The 20,506-nt window shown below is 72.7% G+C and carries 17 protein-coding genes; 8 read left to right on the plus strand and 9 right to left on the minus strand.

Translation table 11 applies throughout. The features are described 5' to 3' along the window. Positions 1 to 6: 6 nt before the first annotated feature. Both ACIBZJ_RS17815 and ACIBZJ_RS17820 read right to left on the minus strand, forming a co-directional pair. Complete coding sequence (locus tag ACIBZJ_RS17815) at positions 7 to 378, minus strand: hypothetical protein (RefSeq protein WP_395930717.1); 372 nt, start codon at positions 376 to 378, stop codon at positions 7 to 9. Then, positions 375 to 770: a YbaB/EbfC family nucleoid-associated protein gene (locus tag ACIBZJ_RS17820; protein WP_395930719.1), complete on the minus strand. Its 396-nt coding sequence runs from the start codon at positions 768 to 770 to the stop codon at positions 375 to 377. The genes ACIBZJ_RS17815 and ACIBZJ_RS17820 overlap by 4 nt, the downstream gene beginning before the upstream one ends. Positions 771 to 1,014: 244 nt before the next feature. Between ACIBZJ_RS17820 and mycP the strand changes: the two genes are divergently transcribed. Next, positions 1,015 to 2,160: a type VII secretion-associated serine protease mycosin gene (mycP, locus tag ACIBZJ_RS17825; protein ID WP_395930721.1), complete on the plus strand. Its 1,146-nt coding sequence runs from the start codon at positions 1,015 to 1,017 to the stop codon at positions 2,158 to 2,160. Positions 2,161 to 2,197: 37 nt separating this feature from the next. Here mycP and ACIBZJ_RS17830 read toward each other — a convergent pair whose 3' ends face one another. The 3 genes from ACIBZJ_RS17830 to eccB form a co-directional block, all read right to left on the minus strand. Next, a complete protein-coding gene (locus ACIBZJ_RS17830; RefSeq protein ID WP_395930723.1) occupies positions 2,198 to 2,503 on the minus strand; it encodes a WXG100 family type VII secretion target in 306 nt (101 codons plus the stop codon). Between the two features lie 15 nt (positions 2,504 to 2,518). Continuing rightward, complete coding sequence (locus ACIBZJ_RS17835) at positions 2,519 to 2,842, minus strand: WXG100 family type VII secretion target (RefSeq protein ID WP_395931254.1); 324 nt, start codon at positions 2,840 to 2,842, stop codon at positions 2,519 to 2,521. Between the two features lie 164 nt (positions 2,843 to 3,006). After that, positions 3,007 to 4,476, minus strand: a complete 1,470-nt coding sequence (eccB, locus tag ACIBZJ_RS17840; RefSeq protein WP_395930725.1) for a type VII secretion protein EccB — start codon at positions 4,474 to 4,476, stop codon at positions 3,007 to 3,009. Positions 4,477 to 4,557: 81 nt separating this feature from the next. Between eccB and ACIBZJ_RS17845 the strand changes: the two genes are divergently transcribed. Beyond that, complete coding sequence (locus ACIBZJ_RS17845) at positions 4,558 to 5,316, plus strand: SUKH-3 domain-containing protein (RefSeq protein ID WP_395930727.1); 759 nt, start codon at positions 4,558 to 4,560, stop codon at positions 5,314 to 5,316. A 13-nt stretch (positions 5,317 to 5,329) separates the two neighbouring features. On the opposite strand, the gene eccD is transcribed toward ACIBZJ_RS17845, so the two are convergent. Then, on the minus strand, positions 5,330 to 6,718 hold the full coding sequence (gene eccD / locus ACIBZJ_RS17850) for a type VII secretion integral membrane protein EccD (RefSeq protein ID WP_395930729.1): 1,389 nt from the start codon (positions 6,716 to 6,718) through the stop codon (positions 5,330 to 5,332). A gap of 95 nt (positions 6,719 to 6,813) precedes the next feature. Between eccD and eccCa the strand changes: the two genes are divergently transcribed. The 6 genes from eccCa to ACIBZJ_RS17880 all read left to right on the plus strand — a co-directional run bounded on the left by eccCa (position 6,814) and on the right by ACIBZJ_RS17880 (position 18,111). After that, positions 6,814 to 10,785 (plus strand): type VII secretion protein EccCa, encoded by a 3,972-nt coding sequence (gene eccCa / locus ACIBZJ_RS17855; RefSeq protein ID WP_395930731.1) that lies wholly within the window; start codon positions 6,814 to 6,816, stop codon positions 10,783 to 10,785. Between the two features lie 145 nt (positions 10,786 to 10,930). After that, positions 10,931 to 11,512: a hypothetical protein gene (locus tag ACIBZJ_RS17860; protein ID WP_395930733.1), complete on the plus strand. Its 582-nt coding sequence runs from the start codon at positions 10,931 to 10,933 to the stop codon at positions 11,510 to 11,512. A gap of 24 nt (positions 11,513 to 11,536) precedes the next feature. After that, entirely contained in the window at positions 11,537 to 13,402 is a 1,866-nt protein-coding gene (locus ACIBZJ_RS17865; RefSeq protein WP_395930735.1) for a hypothetical protein, read from the plus strand. Further along, entirely contained in the window at positions 13,399 to 14,505 is a 1,107-nt protein-coding gene (locus ACIBZJ_RS17870) for a S8 family serine peptidase (protein WP_395930737.1), read from the plus strand. The genes ACIBZJ_RS17865 and ACIBZJ_RS17870 overlap by 4 nt, the downstream gene beginning before the upstream one ends. Before the next feature lie 88 nt (positions 14,506 to 14,593). Then, positions 14,594 to 17,347, plus strand: coding sequence for a type VII secretion protein EccE (locus tag ACIBZJ_RS17875; protein WP_395930739.1), 2,754 nt, complete (start codon positions 14,594 to 14,596; stop codon positions 17,345 to 17,347). Next, positions 17,344 to 18,111: a hypothetical protein gene (locus ACIBZJ_RS17880; RefSeq protein WP_395930741.1), complete on the plus strand. Its 768-nt coding sequence runs from the start codon at positions 17,344 to 17,346 to the stop codon at positions 18,109 to 18,111. The genes ACIBZJ_RS17875 and ACIBZJ_RS17880 overlap by 4 nt, the downstream gene beginning before the upstream one ends. Here ACIBZJ_RS17880 and ACIBZJ_RS17885 read toward each other — a convergent pair. From ACIBZJ_RS17885 to ACIBZJ_RS17895, 3 genes are read right to left on the minus strand one after another with little or no spacing between them, the layout of a single operon-like run. Then, complete coding sequence (locus ACIBZJ_RS17885) at positions 18,100 to 18,519, minus strand: hypothetical protein (protein ID WP_395930743.1); 420 nt, start codon at positions 18,517 to 18,519, stop codon at positions 18,100 to 18,102. The two genes, ACIBZJ_RS17880 and ACIBZJ_RS17885, sit on opposite strands and share 12 nt — an antisense overlap. Further along, the gene (locus tag ACIBZJ_RS17890) at positions 18,492 to 19,274 is read right to left on the minus strand and encodes an SseB family protein (RefSeq protein ID WP_395930745.1); all 783 of its coding nucleotides are present in this window, start codon (positions 19,272 to 19,274) and stop codon (positions 18,492 to 18,494) included. Before ACIBZJ_RS17890 ends, ACIBZJ_RS17885 begins: the two co-directional genes overlap by 28 nt. Further along, entirely contained in the window at positions 19,274 to 20,455 is a 1,182-nt protein-coding gene (locus ACIBZJ_RS17895) for a MarP family serine protease (RefSeq protein WP_395930747.1), read from the minus strand. Before ACIBZJ_RS17895 ends, ACIBZJ_RS17890 begins: the two co-directional genes overlap by 1 nt. Positions 20,456 to 20,506: the final 51 nt, after the last annotated feature.

A 20,506-nucleotide genomic window follows, 5' to 3' on the forward strand; every position in this document is an offset into this window, starting at 1 on the left:
CCCCGGTCAGATCTCGGGCGGCGGAGCCACCGGCTGAGCCGTCAGCTTCTTGATCGCGTCGCCCAGCGCCTGGTCGACGTCGACCGTGCCCTCCACTGCTTTGCTGACCATCGGCCCGACGTCGGTGAGCACGTCGACGTAGCGGGTGGAGGCCTCCAGCGTCTTGCTGGCCGCGCCGTTGCCGCCCTTGTCGTAGTTCTCCACGAACTTGTGGCCGGGATCGTCGTCGCCCCAGACCGCGGCGCCCTTGCCGTGGATCGCCCGGATGCGCCCGACCGACACGCTGATCTTCCGCTCGAGTTCGTCGGCGATCGTCGTGAGCTGCCGCGCGGCCTCGGCCGCTTCCTTCGGACGCAGGAACGTGTTGCCATCGGTCATCGGAACGCGTCTCCGCCCATCACGTCGTTGTCGAGCCGCCGGAAGAACGAATCTAGGTCTCCGTCGAGCTGGGCCCGGACGTCCTGCTCGGGCAGGAACGGACGGCAGAGCTCGGCGGTCCGCTCCGCGACCTGCCGAGCACCCTCCTGGATCGTCTCGGTGATCGCCGCGGCCAGTTTGCGCGAGTTGGTCTCGCGGTAGATCCGCGGATCGAGATCCAGCTGGACGAGTTGACCGCGCGGGCCGACGGTGGCCGTGACCAGCCGGTCCTTGGAGTGCACGACGATCTTGATCGCCTGCAGTTGCTGCTGGAGCTCACCGACACCGGCACGCAGGCGATGGAACTCGTCCATCAGCTCGTCGGCGCGCGCTTGTAAGCCTCGTGGGTCCACGACGTGCTGCCTTCCCTCCGTGCTCGGCCCCTTCGAGACTCTCTCGCGTCCGGCCGACAGTACTGGACCGTTGACATCCGATGGATACGATCCGCCACGAAACGAGCGACGGACGGGGTGACCGGGCATGCGACGGCCGACGGCCTTTGTGCTGGTACTCGCCGCGGTCCTGGCGTCTGTCACGGTGGCTTCGCCTGCGGCCGCGGCGCCCGGCTGCTCCAACCCGGTGCGGCCCGGATCGGTCGTGAGCCAGGTTCCCTGGCAGCAGAAACTGTTCGGGCCCGAGCGCATCTGGCGGTTCAGCCGCGGCGGCGGGGTGACGGTCGCGGTCATCGACTCCGGCAGCGACGACGACCACCCGCAGCTCCGCAACGCGATCGTGCCCGGCCGAGACCTGCTCGATCCGGGTGACGACGGGACGCTGGACTGCGTCTCGCACGGCACCGCGGTCGCCAGCCTGATCGCCGCCCGGCCGGTCGACGGCGTCGGATTCCGCGGGCTGGCTCCGGACGCGAAAGTCATGCCGATCCGCATCACCGACCAGGAGCCGGGCGCCGAACCGGGCAGCGGAAACACGGTGTCCGAGGCCGGACTGGCCGAGGCGATCGACGACGCGGTCCAGGCCGACGTGAAGATCATCAACCTCTCCCTCGTGCTCTACCGGGACGACCGGAACGTACGGGCGGCCATCGAACGGGCCGTGGCCGCGAACATCCTGGTCGTGGCCGCGGCCGGGAACGGCCACAAGGACGGGCAGAACGACCCGACGCCGTACCCCGCCGCGTACGACGGGGTGATCGGGGTCGGTGCGGTCGGTCAGAACGGTCAGCTCCTCGCCGCGTCGCAGGTCGGTCCGTACGTCGACCTCGTCGCACCGGGCGACCAGGTTCTCGCCGCCACCCGGGTGAGCGGTCACGCGGTCGTCAGCGGCACCAGCTTCGCGACGCCGCTGGTCGCCGCCACCGCGGCGCTGGTCTGGGCGGCCTCGCCCCAACTGACCGCCGCGCAGGTCGCCCGCCAAGTCATCACGACCGCCGACCCCGGAGCCGGGGCCCCGGACGCCGGTTACGGCGCCGGTGTCGTCGACCCGTACCGCGCGGTCACCGAGCGCCTGGCCGACAAGAACACCGGCGCGCTCAGCACCCCGCTCTCGCCGCCTCCGCAGCCGACCGGCCGCGGCGACAACCGCGCGTCGACGCCGCCGATCGCATTGTGGATCACGCTCGCCGGCCTCGCGCTGTTGATCGGTCTCGGCGTCGCTGCCGTGGTGATCCCCAAGGGCCGCCGGCGCGGCTGGCGCGCCGAACGGCCTGCTCCCGTGGCGTCCACCAAAGAAAGTACGGAACCGGTGGGCAACCCGGAGGACCTCTTCGGTCCGGTCAGGCGATGACCCGGGGCGCGGACGCGCCCCGGACCGGAACGCGGAACTATGCGCCGCCGCCAAACATGTTGGTGTTCTGCTTCTCGCGGGCGTGCATGATCTCCGCGGACTTGAGGACCGCGCCCTTGATGCCGGTCAGCAGCTGAGCGAGGTCCTGCGACGCGCTGTCCCATTCCCGCTTGCGGGCCATGTAGGCGGCCTTGGCGTCGCCGTCCCACGTCGCGAGCAGCGGCTGGACGCCTTTTTCGAGACCGTCGAGCTCAGCGTTCATCTTGCCGATCGCGCTCTGGATGTCTTCCGCCGCTTTGGTGAGCGAGGCGAAGTTGACCGCGATCTCGTCGGAAGTCGGCATTGGATTTCTCCCCGTTCAGAGCTGCAGCGCAGCGGTGATCGAACCGGCGGAGGCGCCGGCTGCCTGCATCTCGGACTTCATCTCTTCGTCGCTGACCTCGTAGGTGCGACCGGACGTACCGACCGCCTCGGCCAGGGACCGCAGCGAGTGGTTGAGCTTCGCCATGTCCTGGTCGAACCGCTCACGGACCTGCTGGAACGACGTCCCGCCCTGACCGAGCCAAGCCGACTGCAACGGCGTCAGCTCGTTCATCAGCGAGGTCAGCGTGGAGGTGAGCCGGTCAGCGACGCCATCGACGTCCTTTTCGGTCTTCACCATCGTCGCGGTATTCGCGCGCATGTTGCTCATGGAAGCCTCACCCCGTCGGAATGTCCGGTGTCCCGTGCGTCTCGGGACTCTCTTGGCGTCGCTTTCGCAGCGACCGTAACCCCCGGTCGCCAGCCGGACCGAAAGAACGGCGGTAATTCACCGGTCCGCTGTAGCTACACGGCTGCCTGTGGAAATCAGTTCGACGGGACTTGTTTCGTGGCAGCTTTCGGATCGAGTGCGCTGCCGACGGGCAGCCGCGCCACGAGCGAAGAAGGGAGATCGACGGGCCGGACGCCGCCGTAGCCGAGCGTCGCGGCCACCTCGGTGCCGGCCAGCGGATGGGCGCGTCCGTCGTCGGTGACCAGGTAGGACGTTCCGTCGCTCGCCGTCGGCGAAGACAGCGCGCGCACCAGTGCGGCCCGGCCGGGCTCGACATCGATCCGGTCGGCCAGGGCCTCGCCGTCGGTCGAGGCCGGGACGGCTGAGGTCGCCGAGGACTTCAGCGGTTCGCTGCCGACGACGATCGTCGGCGTCTCGTCCGCGCTGCTGAACGTGGCGCAGGTCGCAGACCTCGGGCTGAGGTCGGTTTCGGCCGCGGGGGCGGTGGCCGGAGGGGCGTCGTCGCCACTGTCGACGGGTTTCGGCGCGGGCGCGTCGCTGACCGGGATCTCGAGCGCGGTCGGGGCCCCGTTGCGGTAGGCGGCCCGGGTCGCGTCGTCGGCCAGTTGGATGTCGGCCTGGAGCGAGGTGATCGACTGCAGATCGTCGGCCGTGGCGACGTAGAACGTCGGAGCGGCGTTGTTGGAGGGCTTCGCGACGAAGATCTGACCGATCCGGGCGTCGGGCCTGGCGTTCGAGGAGTTGCCGATGTCGGCGAGGCCGAGCGGTCCGATACCGCCACCGGCGGGGATCGCCCCCAGCCAGGCGCGGGTGACGGGTAGCGGCGTCTGCTGGCCCATGCCGAGCGCGTTCAGGACCACCGCGGACTTGGTGATCGGGTAGCGGTGATCGTTGGTGATCAGCCAGAAGTCACCGGAACCGCGTTCCTTGGCGACGACGGCCTTGCGTGCGAGCGGATGGCCACCGACCGGAGCGACGCCGACCCCGAGGACGCCGGCCGGCACGTCCGCGCCCGCTTTGTCTTTCTGTAACTGCATGCACAGCGACCACGGGCTGCCGAGCATCTGGTCCACGGCCGGGAGGGAGTCGGGCGCGTCGGCGATCCCGAGCCGCGCTCCGCGCGGATAACCGACGAGCGACTGCCGGGAGACCGAGTTCGTCTGCGTGTTGCCTTGGATCAGGACGGCGGACACGTAGTTCGCGACCGGATGCAGAGTGCCGTCGAGCACGACGAACTTGGTGCCGGTCTCCTTCTCGACGACGATCGCCTGACCGTTCTGCCAGGAGGTGTCGCCGCCGGGACGGAAGAGGCCGTAGATGCCGACGCCGGCCAGCGCGAGGACGGCGACCATGATGCTGGCGAACGCCGCGCCCGCGAGCCGCCGGAACGGGACCTGGGCCGGGTCGGTTTCGCGCATGATCAGCGCGGACACGAACCGTTGCACCAGGAACTGGTACGACTGGAGCTGGTCTTTCCTGGAAGCCATCGCCCTTCCCTGCCGGTCTGGCCCGGTGCTTACACCATAGAGATCCGGTGTCTGCACGGGCCGGGGGTGGTTCAGGTTCTGGATACTCGGTGAGTCCACGACGGTGAGGAGTTCGTCATAGTCAGCCGACAGGAAGCAGTGGAGCGGGCGATCCGGTGGCTCGGGGCGCCGGCCGACCGGATCGCGCTGCGGGAATTCGACCACGGGTGGGTGGCCTGGGTGGCCGCGCCGACGAGGGTGGATCCGGCGGTGCCACCGGATCGGGTGGGGGACGCGAGGGTGGTGGTGGATCGCGAGTCCGGCGAGGTGACGAGTTGGCCGCCGCTGCCGGTGGACGAGATCATCGCCCGCAGCACGCCGTCAACCCCCGGCCGCTTCCCCGAAGACGTGACCGCCCACCTGCGAAAAGCCGGCTGGTACCCGGGCCGGCGGATCGCCGAGGCAGACATCGAGCGGTTCGATCAGCGGATCCGGGAGCTCACCCGGGACGACCCTCCGGAGCTGAGGGTTTCGGCCGCCGCGCGACCGATCCTGGAGGAGTTCGGCGGGCTGACGATCGGCGTCCCGGGCAATACTTGGCGGGTGCACCCGATCGACACGGATCCTGACCCGGAACGCTTCGCCGCGATCTCGACCTGGCAGGACGAGCCCGTCACCCCCGTGGCGGAACTCGACCCGCCGGATCCCGGCGATGTCGTCGTCGGTCACGACGGTCGCGTCTTCATCGGCGACTTCAACGGCAGCTACTACCTCGCCGAGGACTTCGACTGGGCCGTCGTGCGCCTGATCCGCGGAGAGGAGCCGCTGCCCTCGGTACGCGCGGGCGCGGAGATTCACTTCACCGACTACGCCGGGCGGCCGATCGACCCGAGTACGACGCGGCGGCCCGAGGCGTAGACCCCGGCTCCCCTCAGCCGCCGAGGCCGCGGACGTAGCCGTAGAGGCCCAGCACCCCGCAGACCAGCGGCACGACCGCCAAAACCAGCACCACGTCCAGCACGTCCGACAGCCGCCCCAGATACGGCGACGGCGGACGGCGGCTGTACGCCAGCCCACCGGCCAGCACCAACGCGGCCACCAGCACCAGCACCGGCGTCACCACGGTCAGCCGCGTCGCCGACCCGCCCAACGACGGCGCGAACGCCATCGCGGTGAGCCCCACCAGCCCCGCGACCAGCAGCGGCACCCGCTGCCGGATCGTCGCCAGCAGCCGCGCCCGCAGCAGCACCGCCGCGGCCACCACGACCACCAGCACCGTCGCGGTGACATCCGCCGCCCGCAGCAGCACCAGCGACCCGAGGCCGAGAGCGACCGACACCCCCAGCAAAGCCCCGGTCAGAACGTCGTCCGACCGGGCGACCGCGGCGTACACCACCCGCCGCGAAGGCATCACCGTCTCGGTCATCAACTCGTCGGCCGACCGCGGCAGCGTCGGCAGCGGCACCCGCCCGAGCCGCATCGCGATCAGCGGCAACGTCGGCACGATCAGCAATGCCAGCCCGACCACCACCGCCGACGCCCCGACCGGCGAAGCCCCCGCGTACGGCAGCAGACCGCCGAGAACCCCCAGCAGCCCGGCCACCACCCCGCCCACGAACACGAACCCGGCGTCGCTCACCGCCAGGTAGCCGATCACCGCGACGAACACCATGCTGACCGACCCGACCAGCACCTGCCCCGCGCCGAACGTCAGCACCCGGGTCGAGTCGGCCAGCACCACCGCGCCGCCCACGAACCCGTACGGCAGCCCGACACCGGCCACCACCGCGCCGGCCACCGAGTCCGACAGCGCCCGCGACAGCACGCCGCCGACCACCGCGAACAGCGCGGCCATCGACAGCAGCACGATCCCCACCGAGCCCGCGGAGAGCCCCGAATACAGCACGGTCGCCAGCCCCAGGAGCAGCAACGCCGCCGTCACCGTGAGTCCGGTCACCCGCGTCGTGGCCGGTGACCACGCCCGGCCCTGCCGACGGGCGCCGGCCGCCACCGCGTCCGCCAGGTCGTCGTAGTCGAGCTCGGGCCATTCCGTGCGGCGGGGCACCAGGTGCAGGACCTCGCCGTCGCGGACGTCCTGGACGGCGAGGGGTTTCTCCGGATCCAGCGGCTCGCCGTCGGCACGCCGCAGCGACCATCCGCCGTGCGCCTGCCCGTCGTCCGCCAGGCCCTCACCCGCGTGCCGCAGCAGCACCGGCAGCAACTCGGCGAGCGGAGGCGCCTCGGGCAACGCGAGGTCCACCCGGCGCCGCGGAGCGGCCAGCGTCACACGCGCAAGGCCATCAGCGCTGGTCGTGGCCACAAACCGCTCCTTTATCCACAGCTGCGTTCGCGATCAGCTCGACCGTAGCGGCTCTTTCCCTACGATGGGCGGCAAGCATCCACGGGGAGGATCGGTTGGGAACGGTCATCGTCAAGCGGCCACCGCGTCGCCCTGCGCCGGACTTCCCGGAGGGCGAGTTGCTGCTCGAGTCACCGCCGACGATCCCCGCGCCCACCGGCCGCGCCTGGGGCCAGATGATGACGATGTTGCCGATGCTGGCGGGCTCGGCGGCGATGGCGCTGATGTTCGCGGGCACCGGAGGCGGCACCCTGCGTTACATCACTGGCGGCCTCTTCGGCTTGTCCGCGGTCGGCATGCTCGGCAGCCAGATGGGCTCCTACTCCGGTCAGCCCAGCAAGCAGGAGATGGCCGCGCAGCGCCGGGAGTACATGCGCCACCTGGCCCAGCTGCGGCGCAAGACCCGCCACACGGTCCGGGCCCAGCGCGAGGCGATGTTCTACCGCCACCCCGAGCCGGCCGCGCTCTGGACCTCCGCGGGCAGCTACCGGCTCTGGGAACGGCGTCCGGCCGACGAAGACTTCGCCGTCGTCCGGATCGGCCTCGGCCCGCAGGATCTCGCGACGCCGATGATCACCCCGCCGGTCCAGACGATGGACGACCTGGAACCGCTCTGCGCCCAGGCGCTCCGCCGTTTCGTCACCACCTACGCGGTGGTTTCCGACATGCCGGTCGCGCTCGCGTTGAACGGTTTCTCCCGCATCTACCTCCGAGGCGACGCCGAGGGCGTCCGCGGGGTGTCCCGCTCGCTGCTGGCTCAGGTCACTACCTTCCATGCTCCGGACGACGTCCGAGTGGTCGTTTGCGCAGCTCCGGAGCGGCTGGCCGCCTGGGAATGGGTCAAGTGGCTGCCCCACGCCCAGCACCCCGAGCGCACCGACGCCCTCGGTCCGGTGCGGCTGGTCGCACCGACCGTGCTGGCGGCCGAGGCGATGCTCGACGACGTGCTGTCCGGGCGCCCGCGGTTCAACCCGACCGGTGCCGGGCAGGAGGTCTCGCCCCACCTGGTGGTGATCCTCGACGGCGCCGACCCGGCCGGTTCCGACCACCTGGTCACCGACGGCGGCATCGAGGGCGTCACGCTGATCGACATCGGCAACCCACCGCCGCGCCTGCTCGACCCGACCTCGCTGGTCCTCGACGTCGATCGGGCCGGCCGGCTGCGCAGCGCCACGATGGACGGCGAGGCCGAGATCGGCACCGCCGACCGGATGGGCATCGTCCAGGCCGAGGCGCTGGCCCGGCAGCTCGCGCCGCTGCGGCTGTCCGCGGCCGGGCGCGGCGAGCGCCCGATGAGCACCGAGCTCGAGCTGGCCGAACTGCTCGGGATGGGCGATCCGCGCCTGCTCGACCCGTCGACGTCGTGGCGCCCGCGGCCCAACCGCGAGCAGCTGCGGGTGCCGATCGGCATCGGTTCCGACGGCAGCCCGGTCGAGCTCGACCTGAAGGAATCCGCGCAGGACGGGATGGGCCCGCACGGCCTGCTGATCGGCGCCACCGGCTCCGGTAAGAGCGAGCTGCTCCGCACGCTCGTCCTCGCGCTGGCCGCGACGCACTCGTCCGAGCTGCTGAACTTCGTGCTGGTCGACTTCAAGGGTGGCGCGACGTTCACCAAGCTCGACCGGCTGCCGCACACCAGCGCGGTGATCACGAACCTGGCCGACGAGTTACCTCTCGTCGACCGGATGACCGACGCGATCAACGGCGAGATCCTGCGCCGCCAGGAACTGCTGCGCAGCGCGGGCAACTACGCGTCCCTGCGCGACTACGAGCGGGCCCGCGCGGCCGGGGCGCCGCTGTCCCCCATGCCGAGCCTGCTGATCGTCTGTGACGAGTTCAGTGAGCTGCTCTCCGCCAAGCCCGACTTCATCGACATGTTCGTCCAGATCGGCCGGGTCGGCCGGTCGCTCGGCGTCCACCTGCTGCTCGCGTCGCAGCGCCTGGAGGAGGGCCGGCTGCGCGGCCTCGACACCCACCTCTCCTACCGGATCGGCCTGCGGACGTTCTCGTCGATGGAGAGCCGCGTCGTCCTCGGTGTGCCGGACGCCTACGAGCTGCCGCGCGCGCCCGGCCACGGGTACCTGAAGTTCGGCACCGAAGAGATGACGCGGTTCCGGGCCGCGTACGTCTCCGGCGTCTACCGCGAGGGCGGCCGGCGGGGCACCGGGCCGGGCGCCGAGCGCACCCCGGTCATGGCGTTCTCCACCACCTACCAGGCCCCCCGGCGTGACGACGAGCCGGCCAAGGAGGCCGCTCCCGACCCGGACGAGGGCATCGGCGAGAGCCTGCTCGACATCATGGTCGAGCGGCTGCAGGGCCGCGGCACACCGGCGCACCAGGTCTGGCTCCCGCCGCTGAAGGAGCCCGCGACGCTCGACCAGCTGCTTCCGCCGCTCACGGTCGAGCCCGGCCGCGGCCTCACGGTCGGCGACCCGGCGTGGCGCAGTTCGCTGCGCGCGGTGGTCGGCCTGGTCGACCGGCCGCTCGAGCAGCGGCGCGATCTGCTGACGCTCGACCTGTCCGGCGGTCTGGGGCACGCGGTCGTCGTCGGCGGCCCGCAGAGCGGTAAGAGCACGGCGCTGCGGTCGGTGGTCACCGCGCTCGCGCTCACCCACACTCCGGTCGAGGCCCAGTTCTACTGCCTCGACTTCGGTGGCGGGTCGCTGGCCGCGCTGCGCGAGCTGCCGCACGTCGGCGGCGTGGCCAGCCGGCTGGAGGCGGGTGAGGTCCGCCGCACGGTCGCCGAGCTGCGCACCCTCCTGCTCGAGCGCGAGCGGCGGTTCTCCCGCAACGCCATCGACGGCATGGCCACCTACCGCCGCCGCAAGGCCCGCGGCGAGTTCGCCGACGACCCGTTCGGTGACGTGTTCCTGGTCGTCGACAACTGGCTGACGCTCCGCAACGAGTTCGAAGAGCTCGAGGCGGGCGTCACCGACCTGGCGAACCGCGGGCTGTCCTACGGCATCCACGTCGTGGTGTCGGCGACCCGGTGGCTCGATCTGCGTCCGGCGCTGCGCGACATCCTCGGTACCCGTCTCGAGCTCCGGCTGGGCGAACCGTCCGACTCGTATCTCGACCGGCGTACCGCGGTGAACGTCCCGGAGAACACGCCGGGCCGGGGCATCACGGTCGACAAGTTCCACTTCCTGACCGCGCTCCCCCGTGCCGACAGCCGGGCCGAGTCCACCGACCTCTCCGACGGGGTCGCGAAACTCGTCCAGGACGTCGCGAACGCCTGGGCCGGGCCGCTGGCGCCGAAGGTCCGGCTGCTGCCGTCGACCGTGCCGTACGCGAACCTCACGGCGTCGGTCGCGGCCCAGGAGGTCCGCCCGGCCGGTGTGCCGATCGGCATCGCGGAGACCGACCTCCAGCCGGTCTTCGTCGACTTCGCCACCGACCCGCACTTCCTGCTGTTCGGCGACTCCGAGTCCGGCAAGACCGGGTTCCTGCGTCAGCTCGCCCGGCGCATCACCGACACGCACGACCCCGACCAGGCCCGGATGATCGTCGTCGACTACCGGCGCAGCCTGCTCGGCGCGGTCTCGCCCGAGCACCTGATCGGCTACGGCACGTCCGCGCCGGTCACCGAACAGATCATCAACGAGGTCGCGAACGTCATGCACAACCGGCTCCCGGGGCCCGACGTCACCCCGGAACAGCTGCGCGATCGCAGCTGGTGGCGCGGTCCCGACCTCTACGTCCTGGTCGACGACTACGACCTGGTCTCCTCCGGATCCACCAACCCGCTCGGCCCGCTGCTCGACGTCCTGGCGCAGGCCCGCGACATCGGCCTGCACCTGATCGTGGCCCGTCGCAGCGGTGGGGCCAGCCGGGCGCTGTACGAGTCGTTCGTCATGCGTCTGCGCGAACTCGGATCACCCGGCCTGGTGATGTCCGGAGACCGGGACGAAGGCGTTCTGCTCGGCAACATCCGGCCGCAGGCACTGCCGCCCGGCCGGGCCTGGATGGTCACCCGGAAGGACGGCGCCCGGCTCGTGCAACTGGGCTGGCTCGACCCGTCGGAGTGAACCCGTCCGGCCGCACAGCCGTGAGTACTCCACGAATGACGAGGAGGGGTAGCAGTTCACAGTTACCTCAATGCGCCCGTTAGCACTAGCGCACCTCGATACCCTTCGCACGAAACGCTCAGCAACCGCAGAAACGGGGAACGCGATGGCTGACCGCGACGGCAACATCCGCGCCAGCTTGCACGCAATTCGCGAGTTCGGCGCGAACGTGAAAGACGTGGGCCACAAAGACCTGGCCACCGGCCTGGGCAAGAACTTCGCCAACGAGATGTCGCAGGGCGCGCTCGCCTTCAGCGGACGGGGCGAAGGCGGCTGGGAGGGCTCGGTCCCTCCGCTCGGCGAAGCGATCTTCTTCGGCAGCCTGATGTCCAGCTACTCGATGGCCGCCGGGCAGTTCGCCGGCGACGCGATCCTCGGCCTGAGCGCACTCGGGTTCGCCGCTGAGGGCATCGCGACCGAATACAACGACGGTGACGCGTTGAGCGGCGCCACGATGGACAACGTCATCGACGCGTTCATCCCTCGGCCGGAAGACCAGCAGCCACCGGCTCCGGAGGCGACGCAGACCGACAACACCGACGAGAAGAGGGGCCCCGGCGGCCAGCCGGGCGACGCGGACGCACCGGCGCCGACCGGCACCGGCGAGCGCCCGACCCGGCCCGGCGGTGGACCCGGTATCCCGGATGCCGACGCCGACGGGTACAAGACCCCGGCATTGCAGATCTGACCAGGCCGTAGCGGAGGAGTACCCATGGGGGACAACTACTACGGCTACACGTGGGAGCCGGGCAGCGTCCGCGTAGCCGAGCACGACACCTACGTACCCGAAGGCCGGTACGCCAGCCTGAACGCGACCAACTGGGGCGACACCGACAACATCGCGCACATCCGCGCGCTGTGGCCGATGATCGCCGGGCTCGACCCGGAGAAGATCGCCAAGCTCGCCCAATCCTGGCGCACGCTGTCGACCCAGCTGACGGCCGCGAAGAACAACCTCAGCCGGCACGGCGGCCGGCTCGCCCCGGAGTGGACCGGCGACGCGGCCAACGCGTTCCTCGAGCGGGTCGGCGGTTCGTTGTACTCGCTCGACCAGTGGATCGAGGCCGCGACGAAGAACGCGGCGACGATCGACCGGATCGCCAACGACATCCGGACGACGAAACCCAAGGTCCAAAAGCTCTACAACGACTGGCTGGCCGAATCGAAGACCGAGAAGGCCAAGCGCGACGCCGACAAGACGTCGTCGAACCAGAGCCAGGACAGCAACGACATCATCGGCTTCCTGGGTAAGCACCACGTCATCCCGGGCAGCCTGGGCGACAAGGCCTACAAGTGGGCCCGCGACGCGGTGCCGCAGGAAGAGATCGACCAGAAGTACACCCAGCAGGCGTTACCGATGGTGAAGAACCTCGCGAACCACTTCACGTCGGCGGCGTCGACCGGGGTGAGCCTGCCCGGCAAGTTCAAGGGGCCGACGACGTTCAAGGTCGTCCAGCCCTCGTACGGCGGTCCGAAGCCCGGAGCGCCGGGCGCCGGCCCGGGTGCGCCGCCACCGGTTCCCGGCGGGACCGCGCCGGCTGCCCCGCCACCGGTCGCCGCGGTCGCGCCACCCCCTCCGCCTCTCCCGCCGGCCGCGAAGCTTCCGGGCACGCCGCCGGGGCCTCCGCCGGTGCAACTGGCCGGTGCGCCTCCGGCGCCGCCGGCGGTGCTGCCCGCACCGGCACCACCGCCGGTCGCGCCTCCGGGCACGCCTCCGATCGCACCCGGCCCACTCCCGGCGCCACTGCCGCCGGGTGCCCGCCGCACGCCGCCGACCCGTCCGACGCTGACTCCTCCCCGGCCGCCGGGCCAGGGCGCGACCGGACGTCCGAACCAGCCGACGCTGCCCGGCCGCACCGCGGGCCGGGGCGGTGGCGGCCCGAACCCGCCGAACACGCCCCGCCTGCCCGGTAACCCGCAGGCCAAGGGCGCCCGCGGCGGCGGGCCGGCCAAGCCGACGCTGCCCGGCCGCACGGGCGCACCCGGGTCGCCGGAAGCCGGCCGCGGTGCCCCCGGACGCTCGGCCGCGAACGGTGCCCGCCCCGGTCTCGACGGCCGCAAGGGCCGGCTGGGCCAGGGCGAGCGTCCCGGGGCGCCCGGTCGTTCCGCATCCGGTCGTCCCGCATCCGGCCGTCCCGGTGCCGGCCGTCCCGGTGCCGGGCAGCCGCGGCTGCCCGGCCGCACCGGCGGGCCGCCGATCCGGCGGTCGTCCGGCGTCACCGAGCCGCCGGAGTTCCGGCGGACGACGCCGAGCACGCTCCCCGACGCCGACGAGCCGCACGTCCGGCCACCGGCCAAGCCGTCGCTCGGCGGACGCCGTCAGCCGGGCGGTCCGACGTCGCACGAGCCTCTGAACGGCGAGCGCAGCCGCACGGTTCGGCAGGAGCTCACCGGCCGCGCCGGGCGGGAGGGCGGTCACCAGCTCGACACCCGCCCGGCCGTCGACGCGCCGCGAGGCCGGGCCGAGGCGGCGGCGGCCGAGGAGATGTTCGCGCCGGTGGAATCGGCGCCCGCCGTGATCGAACGTTCCGACGCGCCGGTCGCGCAGCATCCAGGGCCGGCGCTGGGCCGATCGTGAACCGCGCCGCGCGCGTGCTGGCCGCGGGCTTCCTGCTCGTGGTCAGCGCGCTCGTCGCGGTCGGGACGGCGCCTCCGGCGGCGCGGGCGGACTCGGTCCGGAGTGGCCAGTGGTACCTGTCCACGTTGCACGTCGCCGAGGCGCAACGCCTCACGAAAGGCCAGGGTGTGGTCGTCGCGGTCGTCGACACCGGCGTCGACCCCACCCACCGGGACATCGCCGGCAGCGTGCTGCCCGGCATCGACATCTACACCGGCAAGGCACCGGTCCGGGGCAAGTACTTCACCGATTACCACGGTACGGCGATGGCCGGGCTGATCGCCGGTCACGGCCACGGCGCCGGTGGACGCGACGGCATCCTCGGGATCGCTCCCGGGGCGAAGATCCTGCCGATCAAGGTGTCCCGGTCGACCGGCCTGTCCGGCGGCCGCGAGGTCGCGATCGGGATCGAGTGGGCGGTGAAGCTCGGCGCCGACGTCATCTCGGTCTCACTGCAGACGCCGTCGGACGACCGCCTGCGCGAGTCGGTGCGGGCGGCCTGGGACAAGGGGATTCCGGTCGTGGCGGCCACCGGGAACGACGGCCCCAGCAGCATGATCTTCTACGACGGGGCGCTGCCGGTGACGGCGATCGGCCCGGACGGCAAGTTCGAAGACAGCCTCCAGTGGATGGCCGAGCCGAAAGGTGTCGCGGGACCGGGCGGCGACGTCCCGTCCGCCATCGAGGGCGGGTACGAGACCAGCACCGGCACGAGCAACTGCACGGCGATCGTCGCCGGGGTGATGGCGCTGATCAAGGCGAAGTACCCGAGCGACGACACCGCCGGGCTCTTCCGCCGGATCCGCTGGACCGCCGACGACCGCGGTGAGCCGGGTCAGGACGGGCAGTACGGATACGGCGTCGTGAATCCGGTCGCGGCGCTGACGAAAAACGTGACCGCCTCGCCGTCCGCGACACCGGCGACGACGGCCGCCGCGGAGAAAGAGTCGAAGAGCACGTCGGACGTGCCGGCAGCCGTCGTGGTCGCGGGCGTGGGGTGCCTCGCGGTGCTGCTGCTGGGCGCGATCGTCGGGGGGTTCGTGTTCGTGGCGCGGAAGGTGTGACCAGATCCGGGGTCGGATTTCCGGACGTTCGCGGTCTGTCGGTGGCGTCCTTCGTAGGCTGGGGTGGGACCAGGAGTGAGGAGCGAGCATGACCGTCGATCCGGGAGCGCAGCCCGCTCGGGGCTCCGCCGCGCCCGGGCGGCACCATGCCGCCGGTCAGCCCGCGGAGAACCCGGGTGCCGCCGCGCCCGTTCCCGGCCGCCATGCCGTCCCGCCGGCCGCTCAGTTCCCGCCTGCCTCTCAGGTCCCCCCGGCCGCTCAGGTCCCCCCGGCCGCTCAGGTCCCGCCGGCCGCTCAGGTCCCGCCGGCATCGCAGTTCCCGCCGTACGGCGGCGCGGCGGCTCCTGCTCCGGCCGCCGTCCCGGTGGAAGACGAGGCCCCCGAACGGGTCACGCAGAGCATCCCCCGGGGGGTGATCCGCCCGCCGGGCCAGGCGGTTCCCCCGGCCGCGACCGCGCCGCCGGGTCCGGCGCCCGGCTGGGCCGGCCAGCAGACGCCCGCGCCGGGTGGCGCGACCCGGATCGGCACGGTCGCTCCGGGATGGAACCCGCCGTCACCGGCCGCCGGTCCGGGCAACGTCTTAGGCGGACGCCCGGCCGCGAGCCCGGCGTCCGGACCAGCCGCCGCCCAGGCCGCCGCCGACGCGCTGGCCACGCGGGAAACCGTCCGGATCCAAGCCCCTCCGGCCTCGGCGTCCCCGCCCCGCCCGGCCTGGCCCGCACCGGCACCGGCACCGGCACCGGCACCGGCCCAGCACTCCCAGCCGGCCCAGTCGGCATGGCCCCGGGCCCAGGCCCAGGCCCCGGCCTGGCCGGCGCAGCCCCAGCCCGTCCAGGCCCAGCCCGTCCAGGCCCAGCCCGCGCAGACCCAGCCCGCCCAGGCCCAGCCGGCCCAGGCCCAGCCGGCCCAGGCCCAGCCGGCCCAGGCACAGCCGGCCCAGGCACAGGCCGCCCAGCCCGCCCAGGGCGGGCCCTACCCGGGTGCGCAGGCTCAGGCGGCGGCCGGCCAGAGCTCAGCCGCAACGACCTACGGAACCGCGCCGCTGGGTGCGACCACCTACGGGTCGTCGGCAGCCGCCCGGCCCGCGCCCGCCCCGGGCGGAGCCACCACCTACGGAACGCCCGCCGCAGGCGGAGCCGCCACCTACGGAACGCCCGCCGCAGGCGGTGCCACCACCTACGGCACCGCGCCCTCGACTCACGCCGCCCCGAACTGGCCCCCCGCCACCGCCACACCCGCCGCCACCGCAACACCCCCCGGCGCCGCCACACCGTTCGATGCCGCCGCGCCGCCCGGCACCGCCGCGTTCCGTGGCACCGCCGCGCCCGCTGCCCCGCACCTCGGAGCCCCCACCCCCCACCTCGGAGCCGCGCCGCGTGGAGCGGCGGCCGCCGCTTCCCTCGGCACCCCGGCCCCCTTCGGCACCTCCGCCTCCCTCGGCACCCCGGCCCCCTTCGGCACCTCCGCCTCCCTCGGCACCTCCGCCTCCCTCGCCGCGGGCTCCACCGTCTCCGCCGCAGCACCCGCCGCCTCAGCCGCCTCAGCCTCGGCCGCGGTGGCCTACGCCCAGCCACGCGCCGCCACCGCCACTACCGCGACCCCGGCCGCCGAGCAGTACCGCGCCGCCCAAGCCGCCCCGGACTCCGTCCGCCCCCCGGGCCCGCGCGCCCGCGTTCCGCAGCCGACGCTCCGGCGCCCGGCCGGACGCATCGGCCCGCTCCACCTGGCCCAGGTCGCCTCCTGGCAAGCCGTCGCGGCCGCGATCGCCGCGACGATCGGCCGCGGCACGGTCGCCCTCGGTTCCGCGGCCGCGCTCGCCGTCGTCGTCCTCGCGCTCACCGCCGTCCGCGTCCGCGGCCGCTGGACCTACGAGTGGCTCGGCCTCGCCGCCCGCTACTCGTCCCGGCGACGCCGCTGGAGCGCCCGCACCGACCACGACCCGGCGCTCCTCACCGCGGTCGCCCCCGGCGCCCGCGTCGGCCGCCTGGAACTCGCCGACGGCACCGACGAGACGATCGGCGTGCTGACCCACGAAGCCGGCCTCACCGCGGTCCTCGAGGTCGACCCCGACATCGACGGGCTCCTCGGCGAGGGCAGCACCCCCCTGCCGTCCCCGCTCTCCCTGCTTCCGCTGGGCGAGGCCGGCGAACTCCCGATCACCGCGCAGGCGATCGTCGAGGTCGTCCCGGCCCCGGTCGACGCACTGGCCGGCACCGCGATCGACCGCGCCTACCGCGACCTGTTCGGCACTCCCCCGCCCGCCCGCCGCCAAGGCTGGATCGCGATCCAGGCCGTCCGCACGCTCGACGGCCCGCCGACCGACGTCAAGGAGCTCGGCGCCGCACTCACCAGCGCGGTCCGCCGCACCCAGCGCCGCCTCGCGAAGGCCGGGTTCGCCGCCCACGTCCTGACCCGGGAAGAACTCGCCACCACCGTCGAGGAACTCAGCTTCGACCGCCCCGACCCAGACACCGGCGCGCGCCCGAACGGCGCGATGGCCGAGGAGTGGGCGCACTGGCGCACGCCCACGTCGGCCCAGACCACGCTCTCGGTCTACGGCTGGCCCGACCTGTCCGATCCCGATGCCGCGCTCGCTTTCGACCGTCTCGCCGATGCCGCGAACAGCCCCACCGCGCTCTCGCTCGGCATCCGGCGCACCGACCGCGGCGTCGAGGTCGAGGCGGTCGTGCGTGTCGCCGCGGCCTCCCGCCGCGACGTCGACCAGGCCGTCACCGCGCTGCTGGTACAGGCCGACGCCGACCGTCTGCGGCTGCGCCGCCTCAACGGCGAGCAGGCCAACGGCATGGCCGCGACGCTCCCGCTCGGCGGGTTCCTCCGATGAGCAAGCGCCGCCCTCCGCTGGCCGAGCGGCGATCCGCGATCGCCATCGGTGAGTCCGGCCCGGGCCAGATCCCCTCCCACGTCTTCTCGGTCGATCCGGACGCCACGTCCGGCGTCACCGACCAGTCGGCAGGTCTCGCCGGGGCGCTGCCGCTACGGGTCGGCGGCGAAGGGACCGTGCTCGGCATCGATCCGCACGGCAAGCCGCTGGCCGTCCGGCTGTTCCGGCCCACCCAGACGCGGGTCGTGCTGGTCGGATCCCCGCGCTGCGCCCAGCTGATCGCGTTCCGGTCGCTGGCGTCCGGCGCCCGGGTGACGATCGGTACCGCGCGTCCACAGGTCTGGGCACCGATCACGGCGGCCGCGCCACCCGGCACGGTCGCGATCAGGCCGGTCGACGCCGAGCCCGCCGAGCAACCCGGCACCCGCACCCGGCCGCTGCTCTATCTCGACGACGCCCCGCCGTACGGGGTGCCGCCCGAACTGCCCTCCGGCCGCTGGACCACGGTCCTGACGATCCGGGAAGCCCTCACCCACCGCGAGGCCGAGTTGCTCGAACGCGCGGATCTGGTGGCCGCGCAGCCGCTCGTGCCGGCCGAGGTCGAGGTGCTCTCGTCAGCGCTGAAGGTCCCGGGCATCGACGACCGTCTCAGCCGGCTGCCCGCCGACGTCCTCACGGTTGCCCACCCCCGCGGCGTCCGCTTCGGCCGTCTGACCGTCACCCAGACCGAGCAGCACTTCTTCGGCCCCGCCTTACGCCGGTAGTGAGAGCTCGACCTCGTCCATGCCGACGCCGGTGAGTTCGGAGGCCCGGACCCGCACCTGGTAGACACCACGCTCGCCGGCGACGCAACCCACTCGCGCTGCTGCGGCGGCGTCACCGCCGGTGTACTCGAGGTGCGCCCAGCCGCCCTCCTGGGAGCGCAGCAGGAACGGCTCGCCGCGCCACGTCGCGACCGGCCGGAGGTACACCATCCGCTCGACCTCGGACGCCAGCACCACCCGCCGGTGCCGCCCGTCGCGGACCCGGTCGAAGCCGTCCCGGGGGCGCTCGGAGTACAGCCGGACCCACAGCCCCTCCGGCGTCGGCGCCGGGAACGCCTCGAACTCACTCGCGCGCCAGCGAGCCACGTACCCCGCCCGCATCAGGACGGCCCCCGCACCATCAGCCACCGCCGCTGGTCGGCGTCGAACACCGCGATGCGACGTTCCGGCCCGTCCTGGGACAGGTGGAAGATCTCGCTGCCGTGCGGCGGCGCCACCCCGTCGACCTTGTACTCGCGGATCACCAGCTCGGGGCCGGCGACGAACCCGGTACCGCGGAACGGCGGCGCCTCCACGACCCACCCGTCGAGCTCGGCGGCGTAGGGCACCCGGTACAGCTCCGGCCCCACCATCGCCCAGCGCAGCAGGTACACCTCGTCGGTGGCTGCGGGTAGTCCCAACGCGTTCAGCAGCGAGGTCGAGTCGTCCGGCAGCGGAGCGTCGTCGAGCCGGTGGGCGAACCCGCTGATCGCGAAGTGCTCGCCGCCGAGGTACCTGGTCACCAGATCCAGCGAGATGACCTGCTGCAGCACCGGCATCTCGGCCGGGTCGGCCGGCTCGTCCCGGGCGAGGCGCACCACGGTCGCGGCCTCCAGCAACAGCTGCGAGGGCAACCCGGGGTCGACCGCGAGGTACCACTCCGGGTCGGGCCAGAACGCCGCCAGCTGCCGGAACGCCACCGGCCGGGCCACCGCACCCGGTGCCGCACCGACCTGCGAGAACGCGTCTCCGGACGTGAAGGCCAGCAGCCAGGTACGGCCGTTCACGGTCGTCGTGGCCCAGGAGAGCGGCTCGTGCCCGGCCGCCGCCGCCGCGGACACCGGCACCACCAGATCCGCGTCGCGCAACTCCGCGAGCGCGGCCCCGAGGACGCCCGCGTCCACTAGTCGCAGCCCTGCGTGCTGACCTTCTCGTCGGACTGCTTACCCTTCACGATCGCCTCGGAGATCTCGTCGTAGCTGAGCGCGAACCCGGTCTCCTTGTCGTCGACCGCCGCCGCGAACACCACGCCGTAGACCGTGCCGTCGGACGCCAGCAGCGGCCCGCCCGAGTTGCCGCTGCGCACCTCGGCCCGGAGCATCAGCACCTCGCGCTGGACGTCGACCGACCCGTAGATGTTCGGACCCTTGATCTGCCGCTCGTCGCGGATGCGCGCCGGGGTGGCGGTGTACGGCCCGTCCTCGGGGTAGCCGACGACGATCGCGTCGGCACCGGCCGCCGCGCGTGGGTTGAACCGCAGCAGCGGAGCGTTCAGGTTCTCGACGTCGAGCACCGCGATGTCGGTGTTGGGGTCGTACCAGACGACCTTGGCCTGGTACCGCTCGCCGAGCGACTCCACGGCCACCTCTTCGGTGCCGGCGACCACGTGCGCGTTGGTCATGACCCGGCCCTGCGAGAACAGGAAGCCCGTGCCCTCCAGCCGCCGGTCGCAGGACGGCGCCTGTCCGATCACCTTCACGACCGACGCCTGCGCGGCCTTGACCACCTCGGAGTTCGCCAGCGCGGTGTTCGGCGGCGCCACCGGCCGCACCTCGGTCGGCGTCAGCGGCCCCAGAACCTGCGGGAAATCGCCCTGCTCGACGACGTCACCAAAGCGGTCGTAAAGCGAACGAACCGTGTTGGGAACCGCGTTGTTGACGGCGGGGATGATGGCGGAGCGCCGGACCTGGCTGCTCAGCCACGGCGACGAGGAGTTCCCCAGCGGGGTCGCCACCATCCACGCGACCAGCAGCAGCGCGACGACCGACACGATCGAGCCGCCGAAACCGTCGACGACCCGCAGGCCGGACGACCGCATGCTGGCCCGCACCCGGCTGCCGATCGCCACCGCGAGGACCTGACCGATGAGCGCGGCGCCGAACGCGACGCCGAGCGCGATCGCGACCCGGCTGGTTTGGCTGTCGAACTGGTTGGCAATGACCGGAGCTAACTGGACCCCGAACAGAGCTCCGCCGAAGAACCCGACGAACGACAAGGCCCCGACGACGAATCCCTGGCGGTATCCGCTCACTGCGAAGCCCAGGATTCCGACAACGAGAGCGATGTCGAGAAGGCTTCCGTTCACTCGAGGTCCTTCCGGTCATGCGTTGCGGCGCGCTATCTCAACTCACGTCGA

Source organism: Cryptosporangium sp. NPDC051539 (genome assembly GCF_044454545.1).
In the GTDB taxonomy this organism is placed as follows: domain Bacteria; phylum Actinomycetota; class Actinomycetes; order Mycobacteriales; family Cryptosporangiaceae; genus Cryptosporangium.